Origin of the sequence: Blautia sp. MSJ-19 (genome assembly GCF_018918125.1) — a bacterium.
GTDB lineage: Bacteria > Bacillota > Clostridia > Lachnospirales > Lachnospiraceae > Blautia_A.
In genome coordinates this window covers 65,993-88,372 of record NZ_JAHLQA010000004.1, presented here as the reverse complement: position 1 = coordinate 88,372, position 22,380 = coordinate 65,993, and the positions used below count along the sequence as shown (strand labels likewise).

Sequence of the window (22,380 nt, the reverse complement as noted above, 5' to 3'; positions counted from 1 at the left end):
TTTATGCTTGAAAATATAAGGATATCCATTCAGGGAATCTGGTCCCATAAAATGCGCTCTTTTCTGACAATGCTGGGTATTATCATAGGTATTGCATCAATCATTGCGATTGTTTCAACGATCAAGGGAACCAGTGAACAGATTAAGGAAGACCTGATCGGAGCCGGAAATAATACCGTTTCTGTCAGCCTTAATTATGGAGACAGTACTTATGACCCGGAATACGGAATGACAGATGGAACAGCCGCACCACTTCTCTCAGATGAACAGAAGGAAGACGTGCGTAATCTGGACCATGTGCAGAATGCGACTTTTTTTTACAGCCGTACTTATACCAGTAGTGTATATTATGAAAACACCAGTTTTCAGGGTGGAAGTATTTATGGAATTGACAACAATTATCTGGATACCTGCGGTTATATGGTACGTTCTGGAAGAGGATTTACACAAAAAGATTATGATGAACTGCGAAAAGTAGTTCTCGTGGACAGCAATGCGGCAGACAATCTTTTCTCAGGAGAAAATCCGGTAGGAAAAACGATTGAAATCGGTTCAGAACCGTTTACGGTAATCGGTGTAGTGCAGCAGAATGACAACTACCAGCCAAATATCAAAAGTATTGATGAGTACAATGAGTATTATCAGATGATCATGGGAACTGTGATGATTCCGAACAAGTGCTGGCCAATGGCTTTTAAGTTTGATGAGCCGGAAAATGCGGTGATCAAGGCTGACTCTACGGACAACATGAGTTCGGCAGGAAACGCAGCCGCAGATGTCATGAATCAGGGAATTGATACGAATTCATCAAAATACAAATATAAAGCGGACGATGTGATGCAGCAGGTAAAAAATCTGCAGAAACTCAGTGAGAGTACTAATACACAGCTGATCTGGATCGCAAGTATTTCGTTACTGGTAGGAGGAATCGGCGTTATGAATATCATGCTGGTGTCTGTTACAGAGAGAACCAGCGAAATCGGACTGAAAAAGGCGATCGGGGCAAGAAAAAAAGCGATATTGTTCCAGTTTCTGACAGAAGCCTCCATGCTGACAAGTATCGGAGGAATCATTGGAGTCATTGTTGGAATTGCACTGTCCAAGATTGTCTCGGAGCTTTCCGGTGCGCCGACTGCGATCAGTATTCCTGCAATCATTGGTTCTGTGCTGTTTTCTATGCTGATCGGAGTGATCTTTGGATTGCTTCCATCTGTGAAAGCTGCTGATCTGAATCCGATAGATGCATTGAGAAGTGAATAAACAAAAGGTCAGAGTTTGTTTCCTGATTCACAGGAGCAGGCTCTGGCCTTTTTTGTATACGGCTTTAGCCTGTTCAAAATGTCTACGCATTGTGTAGACACTTTGAACTATAATCCACCTGCTTTGCGGGTGGTGTACACTTGTTATACGCAAAAATCACCTTTCCGTACTATAATAGAGGTGTCCAGCCACTATTACGAAAGGAAAGGTGATTTTATGGCAAAGAAAACGAATGATTTATCACACACAAAATGGATGTGTAAATATCACATTGTCTTCACTCCAAAGTATAGACGAAAAATAATTTACAATCAATACAAAGCTGATATTCGTGACATTATAAAACAGTTATGCTCTTATAAAGGAGTAGAAATTATCGAAGGGCATCTTATGCCCGACCATATTCACATGTTGGTCAGCATACCACCGAAATATAGCGTATCTAGTTTTATGGGATATTTAAAAGGAAAGTCAGCACTTATGATATTTGATAGACACGCAAATCTAAAGTACAAATTTGGAAACAGACATTTTTGGAGTGAAGGATTTTATGTTAGTACAGTAGGAGTAAATGACGCCACAGTACGCAAGTATATTCAAGAGCAGGAAAAATATGATATTATGCAGGATAAACTTAGCGTAAAAGAATATGAGGACCCTTTTAAGGGTTAAGGCGAAGTAGTACAAATGCCCTTTTAAGGGCGGCGACGAGTCAAGAGCAATGTGGCTGGAGCAAAGCGAAAGCCAGCGCCTTGAGACGCTGGCCTAGCATTAAAGGCTTATAGCCGTCCTACGAGCCACCCGTTTCACGGGTGGGGGCGACTGAGAAGCGCATTTTTGATATTTTAATTGAGATACCGAAAAAAATGTGCTAAACTATAATCAATATGCAATGATTCAGATATTACATATAAAGCAAAATACATGAGGAGATGCAGTATGGGAAAAATTGCGATTGTAACAGACAGTAACAGTGGCATTACACAGGATGAGGGAAGAAAACTGGGAGTTTCTGTCCTGCCAATGCCTTTTTATATTAATGAAGTAATGTATCTGGAGGGAATTACACTTTCGCAGGAAGATTTTTATGAAAAGTTGAAAAATGATGAACCGATTTCAACTTCCCAGCCAAGCCCGGCTGAAGTATGTGGATTGTGGGATAATCTTCTGAAAGAATATGATGAAGTAGTACACATTCCGATGTCCAGCGGTCTGAGCGCAGCTTGTGATACCGCAACAATGCTTGCCAGAGATTACGATGGCAAGGTTCAGGTTGTCAATAATCAGAGAATTTCAGTTACACAGAGACAGTCTGTACTGGATGCGCTTGCTTTGCGTGAGGCTGGAAAAAATGCCGTTGAGATCAAGGAAAGACTGGAAACAGAAAAAATGGAATCCAGTATTTACATTACACTTGAAACTCTGAAGTATCTCAAAAAAGGCGGAAGGATCACACCGGCGGCAGCTGCCATTGGAACGGTTCTGAATCTGAAGCCGGTTCTTCAGATCCAGGGCGAAAAACTGGATGCCTATGCCAAAGTAAGAGGCAAAAAACAGGCAAAAAGAATTATGATGAAAGCAATGCAGGAAGATTGGGAGACGCGGTTTAAGAATTACGTGGAATCCGGTGAAATGTGTCTGCAGATGGCATATACAGGAAACAAAGAAGAAGCAGAAGAATTCAAAAAAGAAGTACAGGCAGCTTTTCCTGGAATGGATATTCACATGGATCCTCTTTCTTTAAGTGTTGCCTGCCATATCGGACATGGTGCACTTGCTGTAGCATGCTCAAAGAAAGTAACTGTATAAAATAAGGAGTCAGAAAAATGAAAAAACTTATGGAATTGATGGCAGAAGAGCTTGCTTCTGCTTTTGAAAAAGCCGGATATGATCCGGAATACGGTAAAGTTACTGTATCAAACAGACCGGATTTATGTGAATTTCAGTGCAATGGAGCAATGGCAGGTGCCAAAGCATACAAAAAAGCTCCATTTATGATTGCAGACGATGTAGTTGCATATCTGAAAGACAGTCAGATTTTTGCAATGGCAGAAGTAGTAAAACCAGGATTTATCAATTTGAAGGTCAAAGAAGAGTTTCTTGCAGATTACCTTAAAAAAATGGCAGCAGATGAAAAATATTCTGTAAAGACTGCAGAACAGCCAAAGACGATCGTGATCGACTACGGCGGACCGAACGTAGCAAAACCACTTCATGTAGGACATCTTCGTTCTGCAATCATCGGTGAGAGTATCAAACGAATTGGTCGTTATGTAGGACACAAAGTGATCGGTGACGTGCATCTTGGAGACTGGGGTCTGCAGATGGGGCTGATCATTACAGAACTGAAACACCGCAAACCGGAACTGGTTTATTTTGATGATACTTACGAAGGTGAATATCCTGAGGAAGCTCCATTTACGATCAGTGAACTGGAGGAAATCTATCCATGTGCAAGCGGCAAGTCCAAAGAAGATGAAGAATACCGTAACGAAGCACTGGAAGCAACACATCAGCTTCAGCAGGGCAAACCTGGGTACATGGCTCTCTGGAATCACATTATGCAGGTTTCTGTTACAGACCTGAAGAGAAATTACGCAAATCTGAATGTTTCCTTTGACCTGTGGAAAAAAGAGTCCGATGCACAGCCATATATCCCGGATATGGTGCAGAAGATGAAAGACCAGGGATTTGCTTATGAAGATCAGGGAGCACTGGTAGTTGATGTCAAGGAAGAATCCGATACCAAGGAGATTCCACCATGCATGCTTCTCAAATCAGACGGAGCATCTCTGTATACAACTACAGATCTTGCAACCATCGTTGAGCGTGTCAAACTGTTTGATCCGGATGAAATTCTTTATGTAGTAGACAAACGTCAGGAACTTCATTTCATTCAGGTATTCCGCTGTGCGAGAAAGACTGGCCTTGTGAAACCTGAGACAGAGCTTTCTTTCCTTGGATTTGGTACGATGAATGGAAAAGACGGCAAACCGTTTAAGACAAGAGAAGGCGGCGTTATGCGTCTGGAAAATCTCATCGCAGATATTGATGAAGAGATGTTCCATAAGATTGTTGAGAACAGAAGCGTCAAAGATCAGGATGCCAAAGAAACAGCAGAAATTGTCGGACTTTCCGCAATCAAATATGGTGACCTGTCCAACCAGGCAACCAAAGATTATGTATTTGATATCGACCGGTTCACTTCCTTCGAGGGAAATACAGGTCCGTATATCCTGTATACGATCGTTCGTATCAAATCTATCCTCAACCGCTACAAAGAAGAAGGCGGAAATCTTGAGGCGGGAGAAATCCTTCCGGCTGTCAACGCAAGCCAGAAAAACCTTATGCTGGAACTGACCAAATTCGGAAGCACCATTGAGAGTGCATTCGAAGAAAAAGCACCGCATAAGATCTGTGCATACATTTATGAAGTATCCAATGCATTCAACAGCTTTTACCATGAGACCAAGATCCTGAGTGAAGAAGATCAGGCACAGAAAGAATCTTTCCTCAAACTTCTCGGTCTTACAAAAGATATCCTTGAAACAAGCATCGATCTCCTTGGCTTCTCAGCTCCGGACCGTATGTAATATGGATACGCCCCATCCTCCATATGGAAGATGGGGCATTTTTTATGTCGGCTTTTTCATTCTCCGTTATTTTTATAAAAAATTAATAAAAAGATACTTCTTTTTATGCTATACTTATTTCACTGAAAAAGTACTTATTCTCCGGTTGGAATTCTCCAGCCTTATCCCATTACCAATGAAAAATAAATTATTGAAAGGAGCGACTCTTTATCGATTTAACAGGAATTTTGCTAAAAGGCCGCTACTGTATTGTTGAACAGATTGGCAAAGGCGGCGAAGGTGCCATGTACCTTGCTCGTGATCTGGAACTTGGGATTTTTCGTGCAGTCAAAGAGCTTCCGGTCCAGAACAGGAGAGAAGCCAGCCTGCTTCGGCTTCTGAATCATCCATCTTTGCCGCAGATGATTGATTATGCAGAACGTGGTGAGCATTGTTATATTATTATGGAATATATACGTGGAAAGTCTCTTGCACAATATTTGCAGGAAGGACGAAGTTTTTCGCTGGAAGAGATTCTTCAGCTGAGTGATGTGATTCTGGAAGTGCTGGAATATCTTCACTCCAGGAAACCGGCTGTTTTTTATGGGGACTTAAAACCGGCAAATCTGATGCTGACAGAACAGAATCGTTTGTATCTGGTAGATTTTGGAAGTGCCAGTCAGGATTACAGCGCATCTTATAAAGAAACAAAAGGAACCAGGGAATATGCCGCACCGGAACAGTTTCAGGGCAAAATTTCTGCCGCAAGTGATTTTTACGCACTTGGAAAAACAATAGAAATGTTATGCGGCAAAAAGAAGATTCAATATTTGCTGCGCTGTCCTGCAGCAGTGGGATTTGTCTTGAAATGTTGCCGGACAGAGCCGGAAAAACGCTGGAAAGATGCTGCGGAAGCCAGAAAGGCATTATGTAAGATTCATCCGATAAAATTCAAAATAAGAGCTGTACTGTTTCCGGCAGCAGCGGTAGCAGCTGCATTGGCGGTGGTGTTCAGTATGGGAGTGTTGCGGAAGAGAACACTTCCGGCACTGCCACAGGTTTTAACACCAGTGCTGTCTGAGTATTATACATTGGAGTACAGATACGGAATGCGTGCACATAGAGAAAAAATTTACGCAAATATTGAAACGAGGCTTCAGAGACTGCAAAAAGTATATCAGGATGAGGAAGAGCAGATCAGAATCCTGGAGCTTCTTGCAATTAACGGAGAACTTGCAGACAGGGCAGATCGTGCGGAGTTGTATTACAGACAGCTTCTGACGTATGAATCGGGCTATGCCGAGGGCTATCTGAAATATGGAATGTTTCTGTGTCGTCAGGCAAGATATCAGGAGAGTCGGGCTGTTTACAGACAATGGAAAAAAAGAACAGAGGAGGTCGGAGGACAGGAAGAAGTATCTCTTTCATGGCAGATGTGGAAAAAGGAGGCGGGAATTATTCTTGGAAAAAGTAAAACAGCATTTATGGAGTAAAAACAGAGGGAAAATTAAGTATGGCAAAGTGGGAGCGATAATGGCAATGCTGCTTTTGATCTGTGAAATCAGAACGTCAGTCTATGCAATGGAATTTGGCGGGTTTGATGTGTCAACTGGAATTGGAGAGGCAGGAGGAGACTGGTCAGACTGGGATGAGGAACCTTCTTATGAGCCTTCTGGACAGGAACAGGAGAACAGTTATAATATTATGCAGCAGGAGAATGATCAGGATATGCAGGAGAATGTGCAGGAACCTTATCAGAGTGGAAGGGAGAGCTTTTCAAATAGTGGTGGAACAGAAAACAGTCAGGAAACAGCTTCATGGAATGAGGATGGAGAAACGGAAATAACCGGTTCCTACAGTTGGATAGATCCGGGTGAGGACAGAAGGCAGGAGAAAAATAAAAGGGAATACAGAAAGGAACGGGAATTGGAAATAATGGAAGAAAATCCTGAGGTGCTCTTTCCGACGTTAACTCCGACTCCGGTGCCGACACCTGTAGCAGAACCAACAGTGCCCCCGACTCCGGTTTTTACAGAGGTACCGGAACAGGAAGAACATACAGTGACAGAATATAGTGAGGAGTACAGACTTCCGCCGACGGAATGTCTGCACAAGAGAAAACTATGTTATCAAAAGTATGAAATAGGAAGAGGAGAGATGTTTGAACTGTATTTTAACGAAAAAAAGATACCGGAAGTGCTATCTGTCCGGGTAAATGGACAGGAGAGAGCGTGGAGCATGGAAGAAAACAGATTAAAGACAGAAGGGTTGACGGAAAAAGATAATAAACTGGAGTTGCTTCTTGTGATTCCGGAGGATTTGACATGGACGGAAATACAAAAGAATGTTATACTGTCGTATAAAGTTTTTTGAGGATGAAAATCTGTATATAGAAAATCGGAGGAATTATGTACAAAGCAATTTTATTTGATCTGGATGGAACGCTGACACAATCTGGAGAGGGAATTACGAAATGTGTGCAGTATGCATTGGAGAAACTGGGAAGACCAGAGCCGGATCTTAAGAAACTGGAGGTCTTTATCGGACCACCGTTGATGGAACAGTTTATGAAATACGCGAATCTGGACGAGATGACTGCACGAAAGGCAGTGGAATATTACAGAGAACGGTATTCTACGACCGGAATATTTGAAAACAGACCGTATCCGGGTGTGGAAGGTATGTTGCAGGAATTAAAAAGAAAGAACTATATTCTTGCAGTTGCATCTTCAAAGCCGGAATATTATGTGAAACAGATTGTAGAATATTTCCATTTGGCAGAATATTTTGATGAGATCGTTGGAAGTGAAATGGATGGATCCAGAACTAATAAAACAGAAGTGATCGAAGAAACATTGAAGCGACTTGGACTGGAACGGCATCGCGACCAGGTGCTCATGGTTGGTGATAAGGAGCACGATGTTCTTGGAGCAAGAAAAGCCGGACTTGAATGTATTGCAGTTTCCTATGGTTATGGAACAGAGGAAGAGCTTGCATTGGCGGAACCGCTGCAGACGGTTGCATCGACAGCTGAATTGCTGGATTTTTTCGTCTGAGCCCCCGACGCAGACAGAGTCATATCAGACAAATCTGGCGTGTAGCATATCCGTGTGGGATTCATTTTGTGATTTCACAGATCGTAGGATACGTGGGTCTTTGGCTGATCATGAAGTCCGGAGGGGGAATGGATGCATATTATGAACATGCAATTTTGCTCACAGGTCTGACGGGGCTGATTGCCATGTTTCCGTGTCTGTGGTTTTACAGTCGGGATCGTGCAGCAAGAAAAATCGGAGGTCTGGTATCCGCACAGAAACCATGGAAATTAAATGGTGCTGAAATGGTTCTGTTTCTGGGGATGGGGGCTGGCTTTTCACAATTTGCAAATATGCTGGTGGGCATCCTGCAATCCCTTTTGAATTATGAAGCATATCAGGAATCTATGGATCAGATGATGTCAGGAAAACAAATGTGGTTTTTGATACTTTGTATGGGAATCATCGCACCGCTGGCAGAAGAGATCGTTTTTCGCTGGTTGATTTATCTACGTCTCAGGGATTACATGAGGATGGGAACAGCAGCGGTTATTTCTGGCCTGATTTTTGGAATTTATCATGGAAATCTGGTGCAGGCAGTATATGCAGGAATCCTTGGAATGGTGTTTGCATATTTTCTTGATATCAGTGGCTGTCTGTGGAGCAGTGTGCTGCTTCATATGGGGGCAAATATCTGGTCGCTGATCTCACCGGATCTGTATACGTGGATGATAGATAAAAATCCGACATCGGTAATGATGTTACTGCTGATTTTGCTGGCAGTGATAATTTTTGGATATTCTTATTTTACAAAAAGGGTGCAGGGAAGAATAAAGCGAGTTTTGTGACAGAAAATATTGTGAATATAATATAAGTGATAAGCACTTACGAAGAAAAAGCTTTCAGGTTGATGAAAACCTGGGAGCTTTTTTGGGTTGCATCTCAGTAAGGAAGATACTTGTTTTATCATTGATTTAGAAAGATTTTATATTTGAAAGGGTTGTGCGGATAGAGTACCTGTGCTATCATAAGTGTATTAAAACAATTAATACACTATATACACATGTGCAGCGCAAAGAAGAAAGGAGGGCCAATGATTATCTTAGATTATCAGGACAGACGTCCGATCTATGAACAGATTACAGAAAAATTCCGAATGCTAATCTACCAGGGAGCATTGCCGGCCGGTTCGCGGATTCCTTCTGTGCGTCAGCTGGCAATGGAACTGTCCATCAATCCGAATACGATTCAGAGAGCATATATGGCGTTGGAGCAGGAAGGGTTGATCTATCCGGTTAAGGGTAAGGGGAATTTTGTTGCGGAGACCAGGCAGATTCAGGAGAAAAGCAAAGAAGATTTTCGAAGAGAATTTCAGGATTTGATAAAACGTGGAATTCATACAGGCATGACAGAAGAAGAACTGATTTTATTGGTTCAGAAGAGTTATGAGGAGGAACTGGGATGATAGAGATTAAAGAATGCAGCAAAGCATTTGATTCACTTAAAGCAGTCAGCAAAGTTTCACTGGACATTGGGGAACGGGAAGTGTTTGGCCTGGTCGGCAGTAACGGGGCTGGCAAAAGTACCCTTCTTCGGATGATGGCAGGGATACTGAAACCGGATGAAGGGGAAGTGTGTATTGATGATATACCGGTATTTGATCATGCGCAGGCAAAAGAGCAGATTTTTTACATATCGGATGACTGTTACTTTCCTGCAAATTATACAGCATTGGATATGGCTGCTTTCTACAGACTTCATTATCCGAAATTTGAGATCCAGCGTTTTTCACAACTGATGAGACAGTTTCAGCTTGATGAAAAACAGAGAGTCAGCAGTTTTTCAAAAGGTATGAAAAAGCAGCTGATGGTGCTTCTTGGAATCAGTGCAGGAACCAAGTATCTTCTCTGTGATGAGACTTTTGATGGTCTTGATCCTGTGATGCGTCAGGGAGTTAAGAGTCTGTTTGCGGCAGAAATTATGGGCAGAGATTTTACACCGGTTCTTGCATCCCATAACTTGCGTGAGCTGGAGGATATCTGTGATCATGTAGGGCTTCTGTATAAGGGAGGCATGCTGCTGAGCAGAGATCTTGAAGATATGAAATTTCATATTCACAAGATTCAGTGTGTGTTTACTGATAAGAAGCAGGAAGATGCTCTGAAAAAAGAACTTGATGTGTTGAAAGTTGATCATCAGGGATCCCTTGTTATGTTAACGGCACGCGGGACACGTTCTGAGATCATGGAGAAGATTCGGGAGAAAAAACCATTGTTCAGTGAAGTGATTCCGCTGACTCTGGAAGAAATATTTATCTGTGAAACGGAGGTGGCTGGCTATGAGATCCAGAATATTTTCTTCTAAACATATAAAGACGATCACGAAAGGACAGGAGTGGATACCGGCATTTCTGACACTTGGATTTCTGCTGGCATTTCCGGTAGCGGCACTGGTAAAACTGGGCACCTGGAGAACTATGGGATATACATCGGCAGAGATTTCTGTTCTATATGCGCATTTGTGGAAAGATGGTCTGGTGATGACCGGGATGGTTGTTGCGGTGATCGCAGCATTGATGAACAGTATAAACGAGTTTATTTATCTTTATTCAGGGAAGAAGACTGATTTCTATCATGGACTTCCGATGAAGCGTTCGGAAATGTTTACAGAAAGAGTCGTGACAGGGCTGATTTATTATATAGTTCCATACGTGGTCATGGAGTTTTTTATGATCTGTATCGGGGCGACCAGAGGATTCTTCAGTCTGAAGATTATGGGAATGGCAGTCAGAATGTTTGGCATGCATCTGCTCATCTATCTGGTGATCTATTTCAGCATTGTGCTGATCATCTGTGTTACGGGAAATATGCTGATGGGTATTTTATGCCTGATGGGTATGTATTTATATGGTATTGCCATGAATATGTTGATGCTGAGTTATGGTACTGCTTTTTTACAGACATTTGCCGGTGACAGAAGATACGGAATCTTCAGATTTCTTATAAATTATGCGTCACCGGGGACACTGGTACTTAGCATGCTTAATGAGTATGCGTACGGAAATGCAGGAAAACTGATTGCAGCAATTGCGATTCTGACAGTGGTACTCGCACTTCTTTCCTGGCAGGCTTATGTGCGGAGACCATCCGAAGCAGCGGGCAGATCCATGGTATACAGATGGATCGCAGTACTGGTAAAATTTATGGTTGTAGTTCCGACAGGGCTTGGTGTCGGATGGATCTTTTATACATTTACTACCGGAAAGAGTGGAATGATCTGGTGGATTTTCGGACTGATTCTTGGAACGGTAGTTTCCCATGGCCTGATAGAGACAATTTATCACATGAGTTTCCAGAAGTTCTTTGCCCGGAAGATTCAGATCGTAATTGCGGGAGTATTGGTAGCCTGCTGTGCACTGATCTATCAGAAAGATCTTTTGCATTTTGACAGTTACATCCCGAAGCAGGAAGAAATTGCATCGGTGAATATTAATACGAGTGCATTTGACCAGGATTATTATGAAGCTGTCGATAAGACAGACGATGGAAAATTTTTTAATTTTGTAGATAATAATAAATGGGATGATGCCAGGATGGCATTTTCGGGTGAAAATGGAATAGGTGATCAGACCTATGCCGCACTTAAAAATATTGTAAACAGCAGCTGTAAAGAGGCGGAGATCAATGAACGGGTATATTCTTATTTTACGTGTGTTAAATATACGCTCAAATCCGGCCGTGTAATCTACAGGAATTACTGGGCGGGCGAATACCTGAAACCATTGATGAGTGGTCTGTATGAAGAGGAAAATCTGAAAAAAATGAAATTCAGTTTGCTTGACATTGATGAGAAATATCTGAATAGTCTCTATCTGACTGATGCAGGTGGAAATGGATACCGCATTTTCCAGAATGATGAATCCAAAATGTCAGAACTGATGGAAGCAATGAGAAAAGATGTTGAAGAAGCGAGTACAGATGACTTCCTGCATGCGCCTGAGGTGAGAATTGATTTTGAATACAAGCTGCCGGTAAAACGTTCTGTTGCGGCTATGATACCTGGTGAAAGCGAAGAGAGCAGCAATTATGTGGACTGGGTGCTCGGAATCTATCCTTCTTTTAAAAATACACTTGCAATTTTGAAGGAAACAGGGTATCCTCTGACGATAGATGAATTAAAGATCAATAAGATCACACTGAATTATAATTATGGAGATATCAATGAGACTCCGGCAGAAGAAGTGACTTATGAAAAACCAGAAGAAATAGAAGCCCTGCAAAAAGCAATGGTGGTTAAATTCAGTGGATATTTTGGAGATGACGCGGAAGTCAGTACGAACATTGATGTCAGTGCGTATACAGAACAGGGCGAAGTTATGAACGTATTTGGGCTGAAACTGTCTGAACTGCCTGATTTTGTTCAGGATAAACTGGATGAACTTGGAATTACACAAAATAGTGTGCAGATAGCTGAGCCGATGGTAAGTGATGAGACAGTGACAGACGATTATGTCGAGGATTACTATGAGGATGACAATGATGATATTGCATCGCAGGCAATCATAGGTGGAGCAGACGAACCGACATCGATCAGTCTGGAGTAAGGAGTAAATATGGCGAAAGCAGTGAGACTGGACAAATTTCTCGCGGATGCGGGAAAAGGAACCAGAAGTGAAGTAAAGAAGTTCATACAGAAAGGGCAGGTTCAGGTGAATGGAGTGCCGGCGAAGAAACCGGAACTGAAAGTTGATCCGGATAATGATATGGTTGTGCTTTCCGGTGAAACAGTCGGTGCAGCACCGGAATTTGTCTATTATCTTCTGAACAAACCAGCCGGCTGCGTCAGTGCGACAGAAGACCGTAACGACCGGACGGTCATGGAATATGTTCCATCTGAACGTAAGGGGCTGTTTCCGGTAGGTCGTCTGGATAAAGATACGGAGGGATTACTTCTTATTACAGATGACGGGATGCTGGCGCATGAACTCCTTGCCCCGGGGAAACATGTGGACAAAACGTACTTTGTCCGCGTGGAGGGCAGGCTTACGGTGGAAAACATTGAGAAACTGGAAAAAGGTGTGGATATCGGAGAGGATAAACGGACCATGCCGGCAAAAGCTGAGATCGTAGGTGGAAGCTGGGAAGGTGTAGGCGAACCGCAACCAGGACGTGTCCGCAGGGAAAATCTCCCGGAGGTCTACACCGAACTTCTCCTGACGATTCACGAAGGCAAATTCCATCAGGTGAAACGCATGATGGCAGCAGTAGGCACACCGGTCATTTATCTGAAACGGGTCTCGATGGGTCCACTTACCTTACCGGATGACCTCAAGAAAGGGGAGTGCCGTCCCCTGACTGCAGAAGAAATTATGAGTTTGAAACAATAAGATTTCAGGTGGAAAGTTTCTCCGTGTGGGGACAGAAATACTCACGAGGCTTTCGTTATGAAGTGCAGGCAAGCTGCCGTCATCAAGTGCTTTGTCTGAGGCGAAGCCGAGTTTGCACGACTGACGGCAAATAAGCGCATGCACTGAATAGAAAACGCAGTGGTATTGATGAACCCGCACGGAGAGAACTGACACCGTGAATATTGAAAAAGTACAGAAAAATAAAGCAAAAAACTACGAAAACCCTCTTTACACAGAGGGTTTTTCTATGCTATACTCTAGAAGTTGCAATGTGCGCAAAGACGCACAAATAAAAAGTCACGTACAGAGATTCCGATGGATGGTGCCCTTACGGTGTGAGGTTGGGTCCGGATAGAAAATGATCTGTACGGAAGAATTTAACCAAAAAGGAGAACAAATCATGAGCGTTATTTCAATGAAACAGCTTTTGGAAGCAGGTGTTCATTTCGGACATCAGACAAGAAGATGGAACCCTAAAATGGCTCCGTACATCTACACAGAAAGAAATGGTATCTATATCATCGACCTTCAGCAGTCTGTAGGCATGGTTGACGATGCATACAATGCAGTAGCTGATATCGTAGCTAACGGCGGAAACATCCTTTTCGTTGGTACTAAGAAACAGGCTCAGGATGCTATCAAAGCAGAAGCAGAGCGTTGCGGACAGTTCTATGTAAACGAAAGATGGCTTGGTGGTATGCTTACAAACTTCAAGACAATCCAGAGCCGTATTGCAAGACTGAAACAGATCGAAGCTATGGAAGCTGACGGAACTTTCGAAGTACTTCCAAAGAAAGAAGTTATTGAATTAAGAAAAGAACTTGCTAAACTGCAGAAAAACCTTGGCGGTATCAAAGAGATGAAACGTCTCCCGGACGCAATCTTCATCGTTGACCCTAAGAAAGAAAGAATCTGCGTTCAGGAAGCTCATACATTAGGAATTCCGCTTATCGGTATCTGCGATACAAACTGTGATCCAGAAGAACTGGATTACGTAATCCCGGGTAACGATGATGCTATCCGTGCCGTAAAACTGATCGTTTCCAAAATGGCAGACGCTGTTATCGAAGCAAATCAGGGAACAACAGAAGCTGAAGAAGCAGAAGTTGAGGAAGCTACAGAGGAATAATTAATTTAATAATTCCAGGAGGAAAATACAATGGCTATTACAGCAGCTCAGGTAAAAGAATTAAGAGAAATGACTGGCGCCGGAATGATGGATTGTAAGAAAGCTCTTACAGCTACAGAAGGCGACATGGACAAAGCAGTAGAATTCCTGCGTGAAAAAGGTCTTGCTACAGCTCAGAAGAAAGCAAGCCGTGTTGCAGCAGAAGGTCTTTGCAAGACTCTCGTTGCTGATGACGCTAAGAGCGCAGTTGTTGTAGAAGTTAACTCTGAGACAGACTTCGTTGCTAAGAACGAAAAATTCCAGAGCTATGTTGCAGATGTTGCAGCACAGGCACTTACTACTTCCGCAGCAGACATCGATGCTTTCCTTGCAGAAGCATGGGCACTTGACACAACCAAGACTGTAAAAGAAGCTCTTGCAGCTCAGGTTGCAGTTATCGGTGAGAACATGAACATCAGAAGATTCGCTCAGGTGAAAGAAGAGAACGGTTTCGTTGCTTCCTACACACATATGGGTGGAAAGATCGGCGTTCTTGTAGACGTTGAGACAGATGTTGTTAACGATGCAGTCAAAGAAATGGCAAGAAACGTAGCAATGCAGATCGCAGCTCTGAAACCGCAGTACACAAGCGACAGCGAAGTAAGTGCTGAGTACATCGAGCATGAGAAAGAAATCCTTCTTGCTCAGATCCAGAACGATCCTAAGGAATCCCAGAAACCGGAGAAGGTTATCCAGGGCATGATCACTGGACGTATCAAGAAAGAACTCAAAGAAATCTGCCTTCTTGACCAGGTATACGTTAAAGCAGAAGACGGAAAACAGTCCGTTGCTAAATACGTAGAAGAAGTTGCTAAAGCAAACAGTGCTAAGATCACAATCAAAGGTTTCGTTCGTTTCGAGACTGGAGAAGGTATCGAAAAACGCCAGGACGACTTCGCAGCTGAGGTTGCAGCACAGGCCGGTATGTAATCTGTAAAGGTTATATATCTATCATAATTCAACTACTAAGAGGCCCCGGAGGTCTTATAGCACTACATTTTGGAGTGTGTATAAGGCTTTCGGGGCCTTTTTTCGTCTGAGGGAGCATCCCAGATTGCCAGAACTGTCAATAGAGTCCACGAAAATGCCGATGGAAAATGACCTAAACGATAGTAATTACATACGAAGTCCACGAAATTACGGTAGCTGAATGACTTAAATAACAGCAAGTATGAATCAAGCCCACAAAATCTTCTTAAATTGTATGACTCATATTATAGTAAGTATAAACTGGACCATTGAAAGCCTTAAAATTGGATGCTCTAAACACGAGTAAGCACAATTTGAGTCAATAATAAGAGTAAAATCAGATGACTTGAATCCCCGTTTGTTGGAAAATAAGTCCATGAATAGTAAATACTGCGGATGTGCAAAGTAAAAATTTAATATGGATATATTGAATTTTAGGAAAAACAATGCTACTATAAAATTAAAGCATATTTCTCTACAAATTCAAGGCTTTTTTGCCGTCTGATCTTCTATATTCACTTCAGAAATCCATGCTTTTAGATCCAATTAAAAAGAAAAGCGGGGGTTTGGAGTGCACTAAATGATAGTACGACACGTTCTTGATACTCCTGCAAAAAACAGGAGGCAATGCCTATGGCAAAAAGAAAGAACCATGAAACTGTTACAACGAAGAAAAAACAGATGATTAGAAAGAATCCACGAGCTAACAAGAAGTACAAAGATACCGTTTTTCGGATGTTGTTTTCTGATCGTGAAAATCTGCTGTCACTTTACAATGCGATTAATGGAACTACATATGAAAATCCAGAGACACTGGAAATTGTGACGCTTGAGAATGCCATTTATATGGGAATGAAAAATGATCTGGCATTTATCGTAGATACAAATCTGTTTTTGTATGAACATCAGTCAACCTACAATCCGAATATGCCGTTGAGAGATTTATTGTACATATCCAGTGAGTATCAGAAATTAGTGGATCACAGATCGTTGTATTCTTCGACTTTACAGAAGATACCGGCACCAAATTTTATTGTGTTTTATAATGGAACAAGGAAGAAGGAAGACCGGTGGGAAAATCTGCTGTCTGAAGCGTTTGAACATTTGGATGGTAAGCCAAATCTGGAGCTGCGAGTAGTTACGCTGAATATCAATGAAGATCATAACCGAGATTTGATGGAACAGTGCAAAATATTAAGAGAGTATGCACAATACGTAGCAAAAGTACGAAATTACACAGAAAAGATGAAATTGGATATAGCTGTAGAATGCGCTGTAGAAGAGTGTATTCGGGAGGGAATTCTGGAAGAATTCCTGAGGAAGAATCGAGCGGAGGTAGTTGCAGTGAGTATATTTGAATATAACAAAGAGAAGGAAGAGAAGAAACTTCGAGAAGCAGAATATGAGGCTGGATATGACAGTGGAAGGCAGGACGGGTTAACAGAGGGAGAACTGCGAAAGGCGAAGGAAACTGCTACAGAGCTTGCAAAACTGGGAATGGCAAAAGCACAGATTGCAGATGTACTTAAAACAAAGGAAGCAGTTATTTCTCAATGGCTTGAGGAGTAAGCAAAAATAACACATGCCTCAAACGCATACCACAGCATATAAGATAAGCATTTTACAATTCATCTTTTCTGTACTAGAATATACCAGGTAAAAATCAGAAAGGATGAAGAAACCTATGTTTTCAAATAAAGATCTGAAAAATCTGATCGTGCCATTGTTTTTGGAACAGCTTCTGATGGCACTGGTGGGGATTGCGGATGTTTTTGTGATTGGGTTTGTGGGAGAAGCGGCGGTGTCCGGTGTTTCGCTTGTGAACTCGTTTAATACGATCTTTCTTAATCTATTTACGGCACTGGCATCGGGCGGTGCTGTTGTGATCAGTCAGTATATCGGTCATAAGGACAGGGAACACGCAGGGCAGGCGGCGAGTCAGCTTTTGACTGCATCCGTAATCCTGTCAGTGGCAATATCAGTGGTGATCCTTCTGACGAATGCTTCCCTGATGCGTCTGATGTTTGGAAAAGTCGATGCAGATGTTATGGATGCCTGTGTGACATATTTAAGAATCTCAGCGTATTCGTATCCTGCGCTTGCAATCTATAACTCGGGTGCGGCATTGTACCGGAGCTTCGGCAAGACAAGCACAACCATGTACATATCGATTCTGGCAAATATCATCAATGTGATCGGAAACTGCATTGGCGTATTTGGACTTCATGCAGGAGTAGTGGGAGTTGCGGTGCCATCCCTTGTATCCAGATGTTTTTCAGCGGTGGTGATCACGATTTTATGCTTTTCTGCCAAAAATCCAGTCAGCTATCTTGGCTCCTGGATCATGAAACTGGATGTCAGCCTGCAGAAAAAAATTCTCAGGATCGCGGTTCCAAACGGAGTGGAGAGCGGTGTGTTCCAGCTTGTAAAAGTTGCACTTTCCAGTGTTGTTGCACTGTTTGGAACGTATCAGATCGCAGCGAATGGCGTGGCACAGAGCATCTGGAGCCTGGCGGCACTTGTCTGTGTGACGATGGGACCGGTGTTTATCACAGTCATCGGACAATGCATGGGGGCCGGTGATATCGAACAGGCAGAAATATATTTCCGGAAACTGACAAAGATCACGCTCGTTTTTGCGATTGCATGGAATGCACTGATCTTTGCAGTTACACCGGTATTTATGTCGTTCTATGCACTGGAAGATCAGACAAAACGTCTGGTAATCCTGCTGGTCCTGATCCACAATATCTTTAATGCAGTGGCATTTACTTTTGCAGATCCGCTTGGCAAGGGGCTGCGTGCAACCGGCGATGTCAAATTTACAACAGCGACATCACTGTTTACAACGATTGGCGTACGCCTGATCTTCTCAATGATCTTCGGAATCTGGCTGAACCTTGGTGTGATCGGAATCACATTTGCGATGTGCCTGGACTGGTCGGTACGCGGAATCATCTTCTGGTGGAGATTTAAACAGGGAAAATGGAAAACATTTAAAGTAATATAGAAAGTATAAGAAAAATACCTTGAAACATAAAGTTCAGAGTGCTAACATAATGGAAATGTACCGGGAACTTTATGAGTTCAGGGTATTTTTTTGTGTTGCATATCGAGGAGATGTCAGTGGCATCTCCGCTGATTATTTTGGGGAGGAAGAAAAACAAATGAAGGTTCTGGAAATCATATCGCCGGTACTGGTGATGATCATTCTTGGTATTTTATGCCGGAAATGGAAACTGCTGAACAAGAACGGCATCGACAACATGAAAGCACTGGTCACAAACATCATGCTTCCTGTAGCAATCTTTCATGCGCTGGCTACGTCGGATTATGGAGCAGAAACGGCGAAATTGGTCGGTATCATGTTTATCATGCTTGTGGTATCTTTCAGTATCGGATTTCTTATGAAACCGCTCATGACCGAAAATTACCGCAAGTATCTGCCATTCATGGTCAGTGTGTATGAGGGCGGATCGATGGCATATCCTCTGTACACAAGTCTCTGCGGTCAGGAAAACCTGTCACAGATCGCAGTTCTTGATATTGCGGGACTGCTTTTTGGATTCAGTATTTATATGGGAATGCTTGGACAGACCGAGAACGGTGAGAAGATCAATGTAAAAAATCTTGCAGTAAGCGCAGTAAAAACACCGGCATTTATCGCAAGTGTTCTGGGAATCATTGCGGGATTGACAGGTGTGATCAAACTTCTGCTTGCAAGCCCGGCAGGCGGGATTTATACAAGCGTGGAAAGTATTCTGACCACATCTCTGACAGCGATCATCCTGATCGTGGTAGGTTTCAGCATGGAACTGACACCGGAACTTTTTGGACCGTGTATCCGGACGATCGTGATGCGTATTGCTTTGCAGGCAGTTATGATCGTGGGAGTCCTCCTGGCGGTACATAGTTTCATCGGAAGTAATAAATTACTGGATCTTGCGGTGATCACCTATATGTCTGCACCGGCAACATTCAGTATGCAGACATTCCTCAAGCGAGAAGATGGAAGCGCATATGTGTCTACAACAAACTCGCTGTATTGTATTGTGTCGATTGTGGTGTATATGATACTTGCGTTTTTTACATATTAATACAGGATATATTAGTGCCATATGGAACCCAAATCTATATGGCACTTTTGCATGTCCGTTTTTTTGTGCTTGATTGACAGCAAAAGCACGGTTTGTTACACTGAAATCATATCAGTAGAAATCAGAGGAAAATACAATGAATTATAAAAGTGTAAAAATATCAGAAGATGCGAGAATCGCAAAGCAGTCGGTGATCACAGGAGATGTGACGATCGGGCGGGACAGTTGTGTACTTTATTTCGCAGTGATCCGTGGAGATGAAGCTCCTGTTGTGATCGGGGAAGAGTCCAACATTCAGGAGAACTGTACAGTTCATGTAAGTCGCAACAAGCCGGTTCATATTGGAAATAATGTCACCGTAGGGCACAATGCAGTGATCCATGGCTGCACGATCGGAGACAGGAGCCTGATCGGAATGGGGGCGGTGATCCTTGACGGAGCAAAGATTGGAAATGACTGCATCATAGGAGCAGGAAGCCTTGTGACAAAGAATACTGTGATACCGGACGGCTCGCTTGTAATGGGAAGTCCTGCCAGAATCAAACGAAATCTTACCTGGGAAGAAAAACTGGGAATTCTTGAGAACAGCAAAGAATATGTTTCCGTGTCAAGAGAGATGCAGAAACAGGGCGTATTATAAGCTGCTGTGAACGGAGTGGACGGTAACTATTATAATTTACAGAGAGTGAGGAAAAACATGTCCTATGTAATAAGAAAAGCTACACCGGAGGATCTTCCGAGAATCCGGGAGATCTACGAGATGGCAAGACAGTTTATGAGAAAAAATGGCAACCACTCACAGTGGGGCAAAGGTGACGAACCGGAAGCTCTGATCGAAGAAGATATCCGTCAGGGAAATCTGTATGTACTGGAGGAAGAGGGCATTCATGCAGTATTCGCCTTTATTATAGGAGAAGATCCGACCTATCTGGAGATAGAAGAAGGCAGCTGGAAGTCAGAGGAACCTTATGCTGCCGTGCATCGGGTAGCCAGCGACGGAATCGTGCAGGGTGTCCTTGGTCATGTCATGGATTACTGCAGCGCACAGGTATCACATCTTCGGATCGATACACATAAGGATAACAAAGTAATGCAGCACGTACTGGAAAAATACGGTTTCGTAAGCTGCGGCATCGTGCATGTCCCGGATGGAAGCCCACGCATTGCATATGAACTGCTCCCATAATATGTCATAATATGTAAAAAAAACGTTATCTGCGTTACAGGTAGTATCCCGCGAGGTGTTTTGCCATGAATATGGCAAAATCCCGAGACATACGGGGCAAAATGCTATCACCGAGGGTGATTTGGAATGCATTTTGACCAAATTACTGTGAACGGAGTGAACAGTAATTAAAAAACTTGAATTATTTGGTTTAAAGGAACATAATGTCAGAGGCGGTATGACCGCCGGCGAAATTTGAAAAAGAATTATGGGGGAGTTGAGGTAGAAAAATGGAACAGCAACAGCATATGTTCACGAATCGCATGATTCGGAATCTGCTTATTCCGGTCGTGTTGGAACAGTTGTTGAATTCAATCATGGGAACTGCGGATACCATGATGGTAAGTAATGTCGGCTCGGCGGCAATTTCGGCGGTATCGCTGGTGGATTCCATCAACGTGCTCGTCATTCAGGCATTTTCCGCACTGGCGGCAGGCGGTGCAATCGTCTGTGCACAGTATATCGGACAGAGAAACAAAGAAAAAGCAAACGAATCTGCAAGACAGGTGTTGTTTATCATCACAGCCATTTCAGTAGCAGTGAGTCTGATCTGTCTTGTTTTCCAGAAGCCACTTCTGAGGCTGATCTTTGGTTCAGTCGAAGCGGAAGTTATGAGAGCATCAGAAATTTATTTCTTTTATACAGCCCTGTCCTTCCCGTTTATTGCGGCGTATGATTCAGCAGCATCTATTTTTCGCGCACAGGACAATACCAGAGGTCCTATGATCATATCCATGATTTCCAATGTGATGAATATTGTCGGAAATGCCGTTATGATCTGGGGTTTCCACATGGGTGTGGCAGGCGCGGCGCTTTCTACACTGCTTTCCCGTGTTTTCTGTGCGGTAGTAGTACTGATCCAGCTTCGAAAAGAAAGGGAAGGTCAGGAAATTGTTGTACGTGATTATTTCAGAATCCGTCCGAACTGGTCCATGATAAAACGAATTCTCGGAATCGGAATTCCATCCGGTGTCGAAAACAGTATGTTCCAGCTTGGCAAACTGGCAATCCAGTCCACGGTGTCTACTTTGGGAACAGCAGCAATCGCAGCACAGGCGATGACAAACATTCTGGAAAACCTGAATGGTATTGCAGCAATCGGTGTAGGTGTGGGGCTGATGACGATTGTCGGTCAGTGTCTCGGTGCAGGAAGAAAAGACGAAGCAGTCTATTACATAAAGAAACTCTGTGTGATCGCAGAAATCGTAGTATTGACAAGCTGCCTGATCGTATTTGCACTCACCAAACCAGTCACGATTCTCGGAGGTATGGAGAAACAGAGTGCAGATATGTGTTTCCATATGGTGATGTGGATCACGATCGTGAAGCCTGTTGTATGGACAATGGCATTTGTACCAGGTTATGGGCTCCGCGCGGCAGGAGATGTGAAATTTTCCATGATCACATCCTGCTGTACGATGTGGGCGTGCAGATTCTGTCTCTGTGTATTTCTGATCAGAGTCATGGGTTTCGGTCCGATGGGCGTCTGGATCGGAATGTTTGCAGACTGGACCGTCCGCAGCATCATTTTTACATGGAGATTCCACAGTCGCAAGTGGCTGCAGCATAAAGTAATTTAAAGTGCATAATTCTTATGAATATACATTTTGCTATTGTGGGATTTTGTGGTAGAATAGAGAGAAAATG

At 43.0% G+C, this 22,380-nt stretch carries 20 protein-coding genes; all 20 read left to right on the top strand.

All coding sequences use genetic code 11. The features are described from left to right. Positions 1-3: 3 nt before the first annotated feature. Positions 4-1,260, top strand: a complete 1,257-nt coding sequence (locus KQI91_RS01990; protein WP_216391199.1) for an ABC transporter permease — start codon at positions 4-6, stop codon at positions 1,258-1,260. A 216-nt stretch (positions 1,261-1,476) separates the two neighbouring features. Next, the gene (gene tnpA, locus KQI91_RS01985; protein WP_117853754.1) at positions 1,477-1,932 is read left to right on the top strand and encodes an IS200/IS605 family transposase; all 456 of its coding nucleotides are present in this window, start codon (positions 1,477-1,479) and stop codon (positions 1,930-1,932) included. 267 nt (positions 1,933-2,199) lie between these two features. After that, positions 2,200-3,069, top strand: coding sequence for a DegV family protein (locus KQI91_RS01980; protein WP_216391198.1), 870 nt, complete (start codon positions 2,200-2,202; stop codon positions 3,067-3,069). A gap of 17 nt (positions 3,070-3,086) precedes the next feature. Next, positions 3,087-4,853, top strand: a complete 1,767-nt coding sequence (argS, locus tag KQI91_RS01975) for an arginine--tRNA ligase (protein ID WP_216391197.1) — start codon at positions 3,087-3,089, stop codon at positions 4,851-4,853. Between the two features lie 227 nt (positions 4,854-5,080). Continuing rightward, positions 5,081-6,325, top strand: coding sequence for a serine/threonine protein kinase (locus tag KQI91_RS01970; RefSeq protein ID WP_216391196.1), 1,245 nt, complete (start codon positions 5,081-5,083; stop codon positions 6,323-6,325). Further along, on the top strand, positions 6,294-7,205 hold the full coding sequence (locus tag KQI91_RS01965; RefSeq protein WP_216391195.1) for a hypothetical protein: 912 nt from the start codon (positions 6,294-6,296) through the stop codon (positions 7,203-7,205). The genes KQI91_RS01970 and KQI91_RS01965 overlap by 32 nt, the downstream gene beginning before the upstream one ends. A 35-nt stretch (positions 7,206-7,240) precedes the next feature. Further along, positions 7,241-7,888: an HAD-IA family hydrolase gene (locus KQI91_RS01960; RefSeq protein ID WP_216391194.1), complete on the top strand. Its 648-nt coding sequence runs from the start codon at positions 7,241-7,243 to the stop codon at positions 7,886-7,888. Positions 7,889-8,016: 128 nt separating this feature from the next. Next, positions 8,017-8,715, top strand: coding sequence for a CPBP family intramembrane glutamic endopeptidase (locus KQI91_RS01955; RefSeq protein WP_253288324.1), 699 nt, complete (start codon positions 8,017-8,019; stop codon positions 8,713-8,715). Positions 8,716-8,960: 245 nt separating this feature from the next. Beyond that, on the top strand, positions 8,961-9,332 hold the full coding sequence (locus tag KQI91_RS01950) for a GntR family transcriptional regulator (RefSeq protein ID WP_216391193.1): 372 nt from the start codon (positions 8,961-8,963) through the stop codon (positions 9,330-9,332). Then, entirely contained in the window at positions 9,329-10,231 is a 903-nt protein-coding gene (locus KQI91_RS01945; protein ID WP_216391192.1) for an ABC transporter ATP-binding protein, read from the top strand. The genes KQI91_RS01950 and KQI91_RS01945 overlap by 4 nt, the downstream gene beginning before the upstream one ends. Then, positions 10,206-12,470 carry a DUF6449 domain-containing protein gene (locus KQI91_RS01940; RefSeq protein WP_216391191.1) on the top strand — a complete coding sequence of 755 codons (2,265 nt, stop codon included), beginning with the start codon at positions 10,206-10,208 and terminating at the stop codon, positions 12,468-12,470. The genes KQI91_RS01945 and KQI91_RS01940 overlap by 26 nt, the downstream gene beginning before the upstream one ends. A 9-nt stretch (positions 12,471-12,479) precedes the next feature. Further along, complete coding sequence (locus KQI91_RS01935) at positions 12,480-13,253, top strand: pseudouridine synthase (protein ID WP_216391190.1); 774 nt, start codon at positions 12,480-12,482, stop codon at positions 13,251-13,253. Positions 13,254-13,674: 421 nt separating this feature from the next. Continuing rightward, positions 13,675-14,403, top strand: coding sequence for a 30S ribosomal protein S2 (gene rpsB / locus KQI91_RS01930; protein ID WP_015541316.1), 729 nt, complete (start codon positions 13,675-13,677; stop codon positions 14,401-14,403). A 30-nt stretch (positions 14,404-14,433) separates the two neighbouring features. Then, positions 14,434-15,372: a translation elongation factor Ts gene (tsf, locus tag KQI91_RS01925; protein ID WP_216391189.1), complete on the top strand. Its 939-nt coding sequence runs from the start codon at positions 14,434-14,436 to the stop codon at positions 15,370-15,372. Positions 15,373-16,044: 672 nt separating this feature from the next. After that, entirely contained in the window at positions 16,045-16,980 is a 936-nt protein-coding gene (locus KQI91_RS01920) for a hypothetical protein (protein ID WP_253288323.1), read from the top strand. A gap of 115 nt (positions 16,981-17,095) precedes the next feature. After that, on the top strand, positions 17,096-18,421 hold the full coding sequence (locus KQI91_RS01915) for an MATE family efflux transporter (protein WP_253288322.1): 1,326 nt from the start codon (positions 17,096-17,098) through the stop codon (positions 18,419-18,421). 157 nt (positions 18,422-18,578) lie between these two features. Next, positions 18,579-19,508 carry an AEC family transporter gene (locus tag KQI91_RS01910; protein WP_216391187.1) on the top strand — a complete coding sequence of 310 codons (930 nt, stop codon included), beginning with the start codon at positions 18,579-18,581 and terminating at the stop codon, positions 19,506-19,508. 136 nt (positions 19,509-19,644) lie between these two features. Further along, a complete protein-coding gene (locus tag KQI91_RS01905; RefSeq protein WP_216391186.1) occupies positions 19,645-20,148 on the top strand; it encodes a gamma carbonic anhydrase family protein in 504 nt (167 codons plus the stop codon). Positions 20,149-20,205: 57 nt separating this feature from the next. Continuing rightward, positions 20,206-20,694 carry an N-acetyltransferase gene (locus tag KQI91_RS01900; protein ID WP_216391185.1) on the top strand — a complete coding sequence of 163 codons (489 nt, stop codon included), beginning with the start codon at positions 20,206-20,208 and terminating at the stop codon, positions 20,692-20,694. 269 nt (positions 20,695-20,963) lie between these two features. Then, on the top strand, positions 20,964-22,313 hold the full coding sequence (locus KQI91_RS01895; protein WP_216391184.1) for an MATE family efflux transporter: 1,350 nt from the start codon (positions 20,964-20,966) through the stop codon (positions 22,311-22,313). Positions 22,314-22,380: the final 67 nt, after the last annotated feature.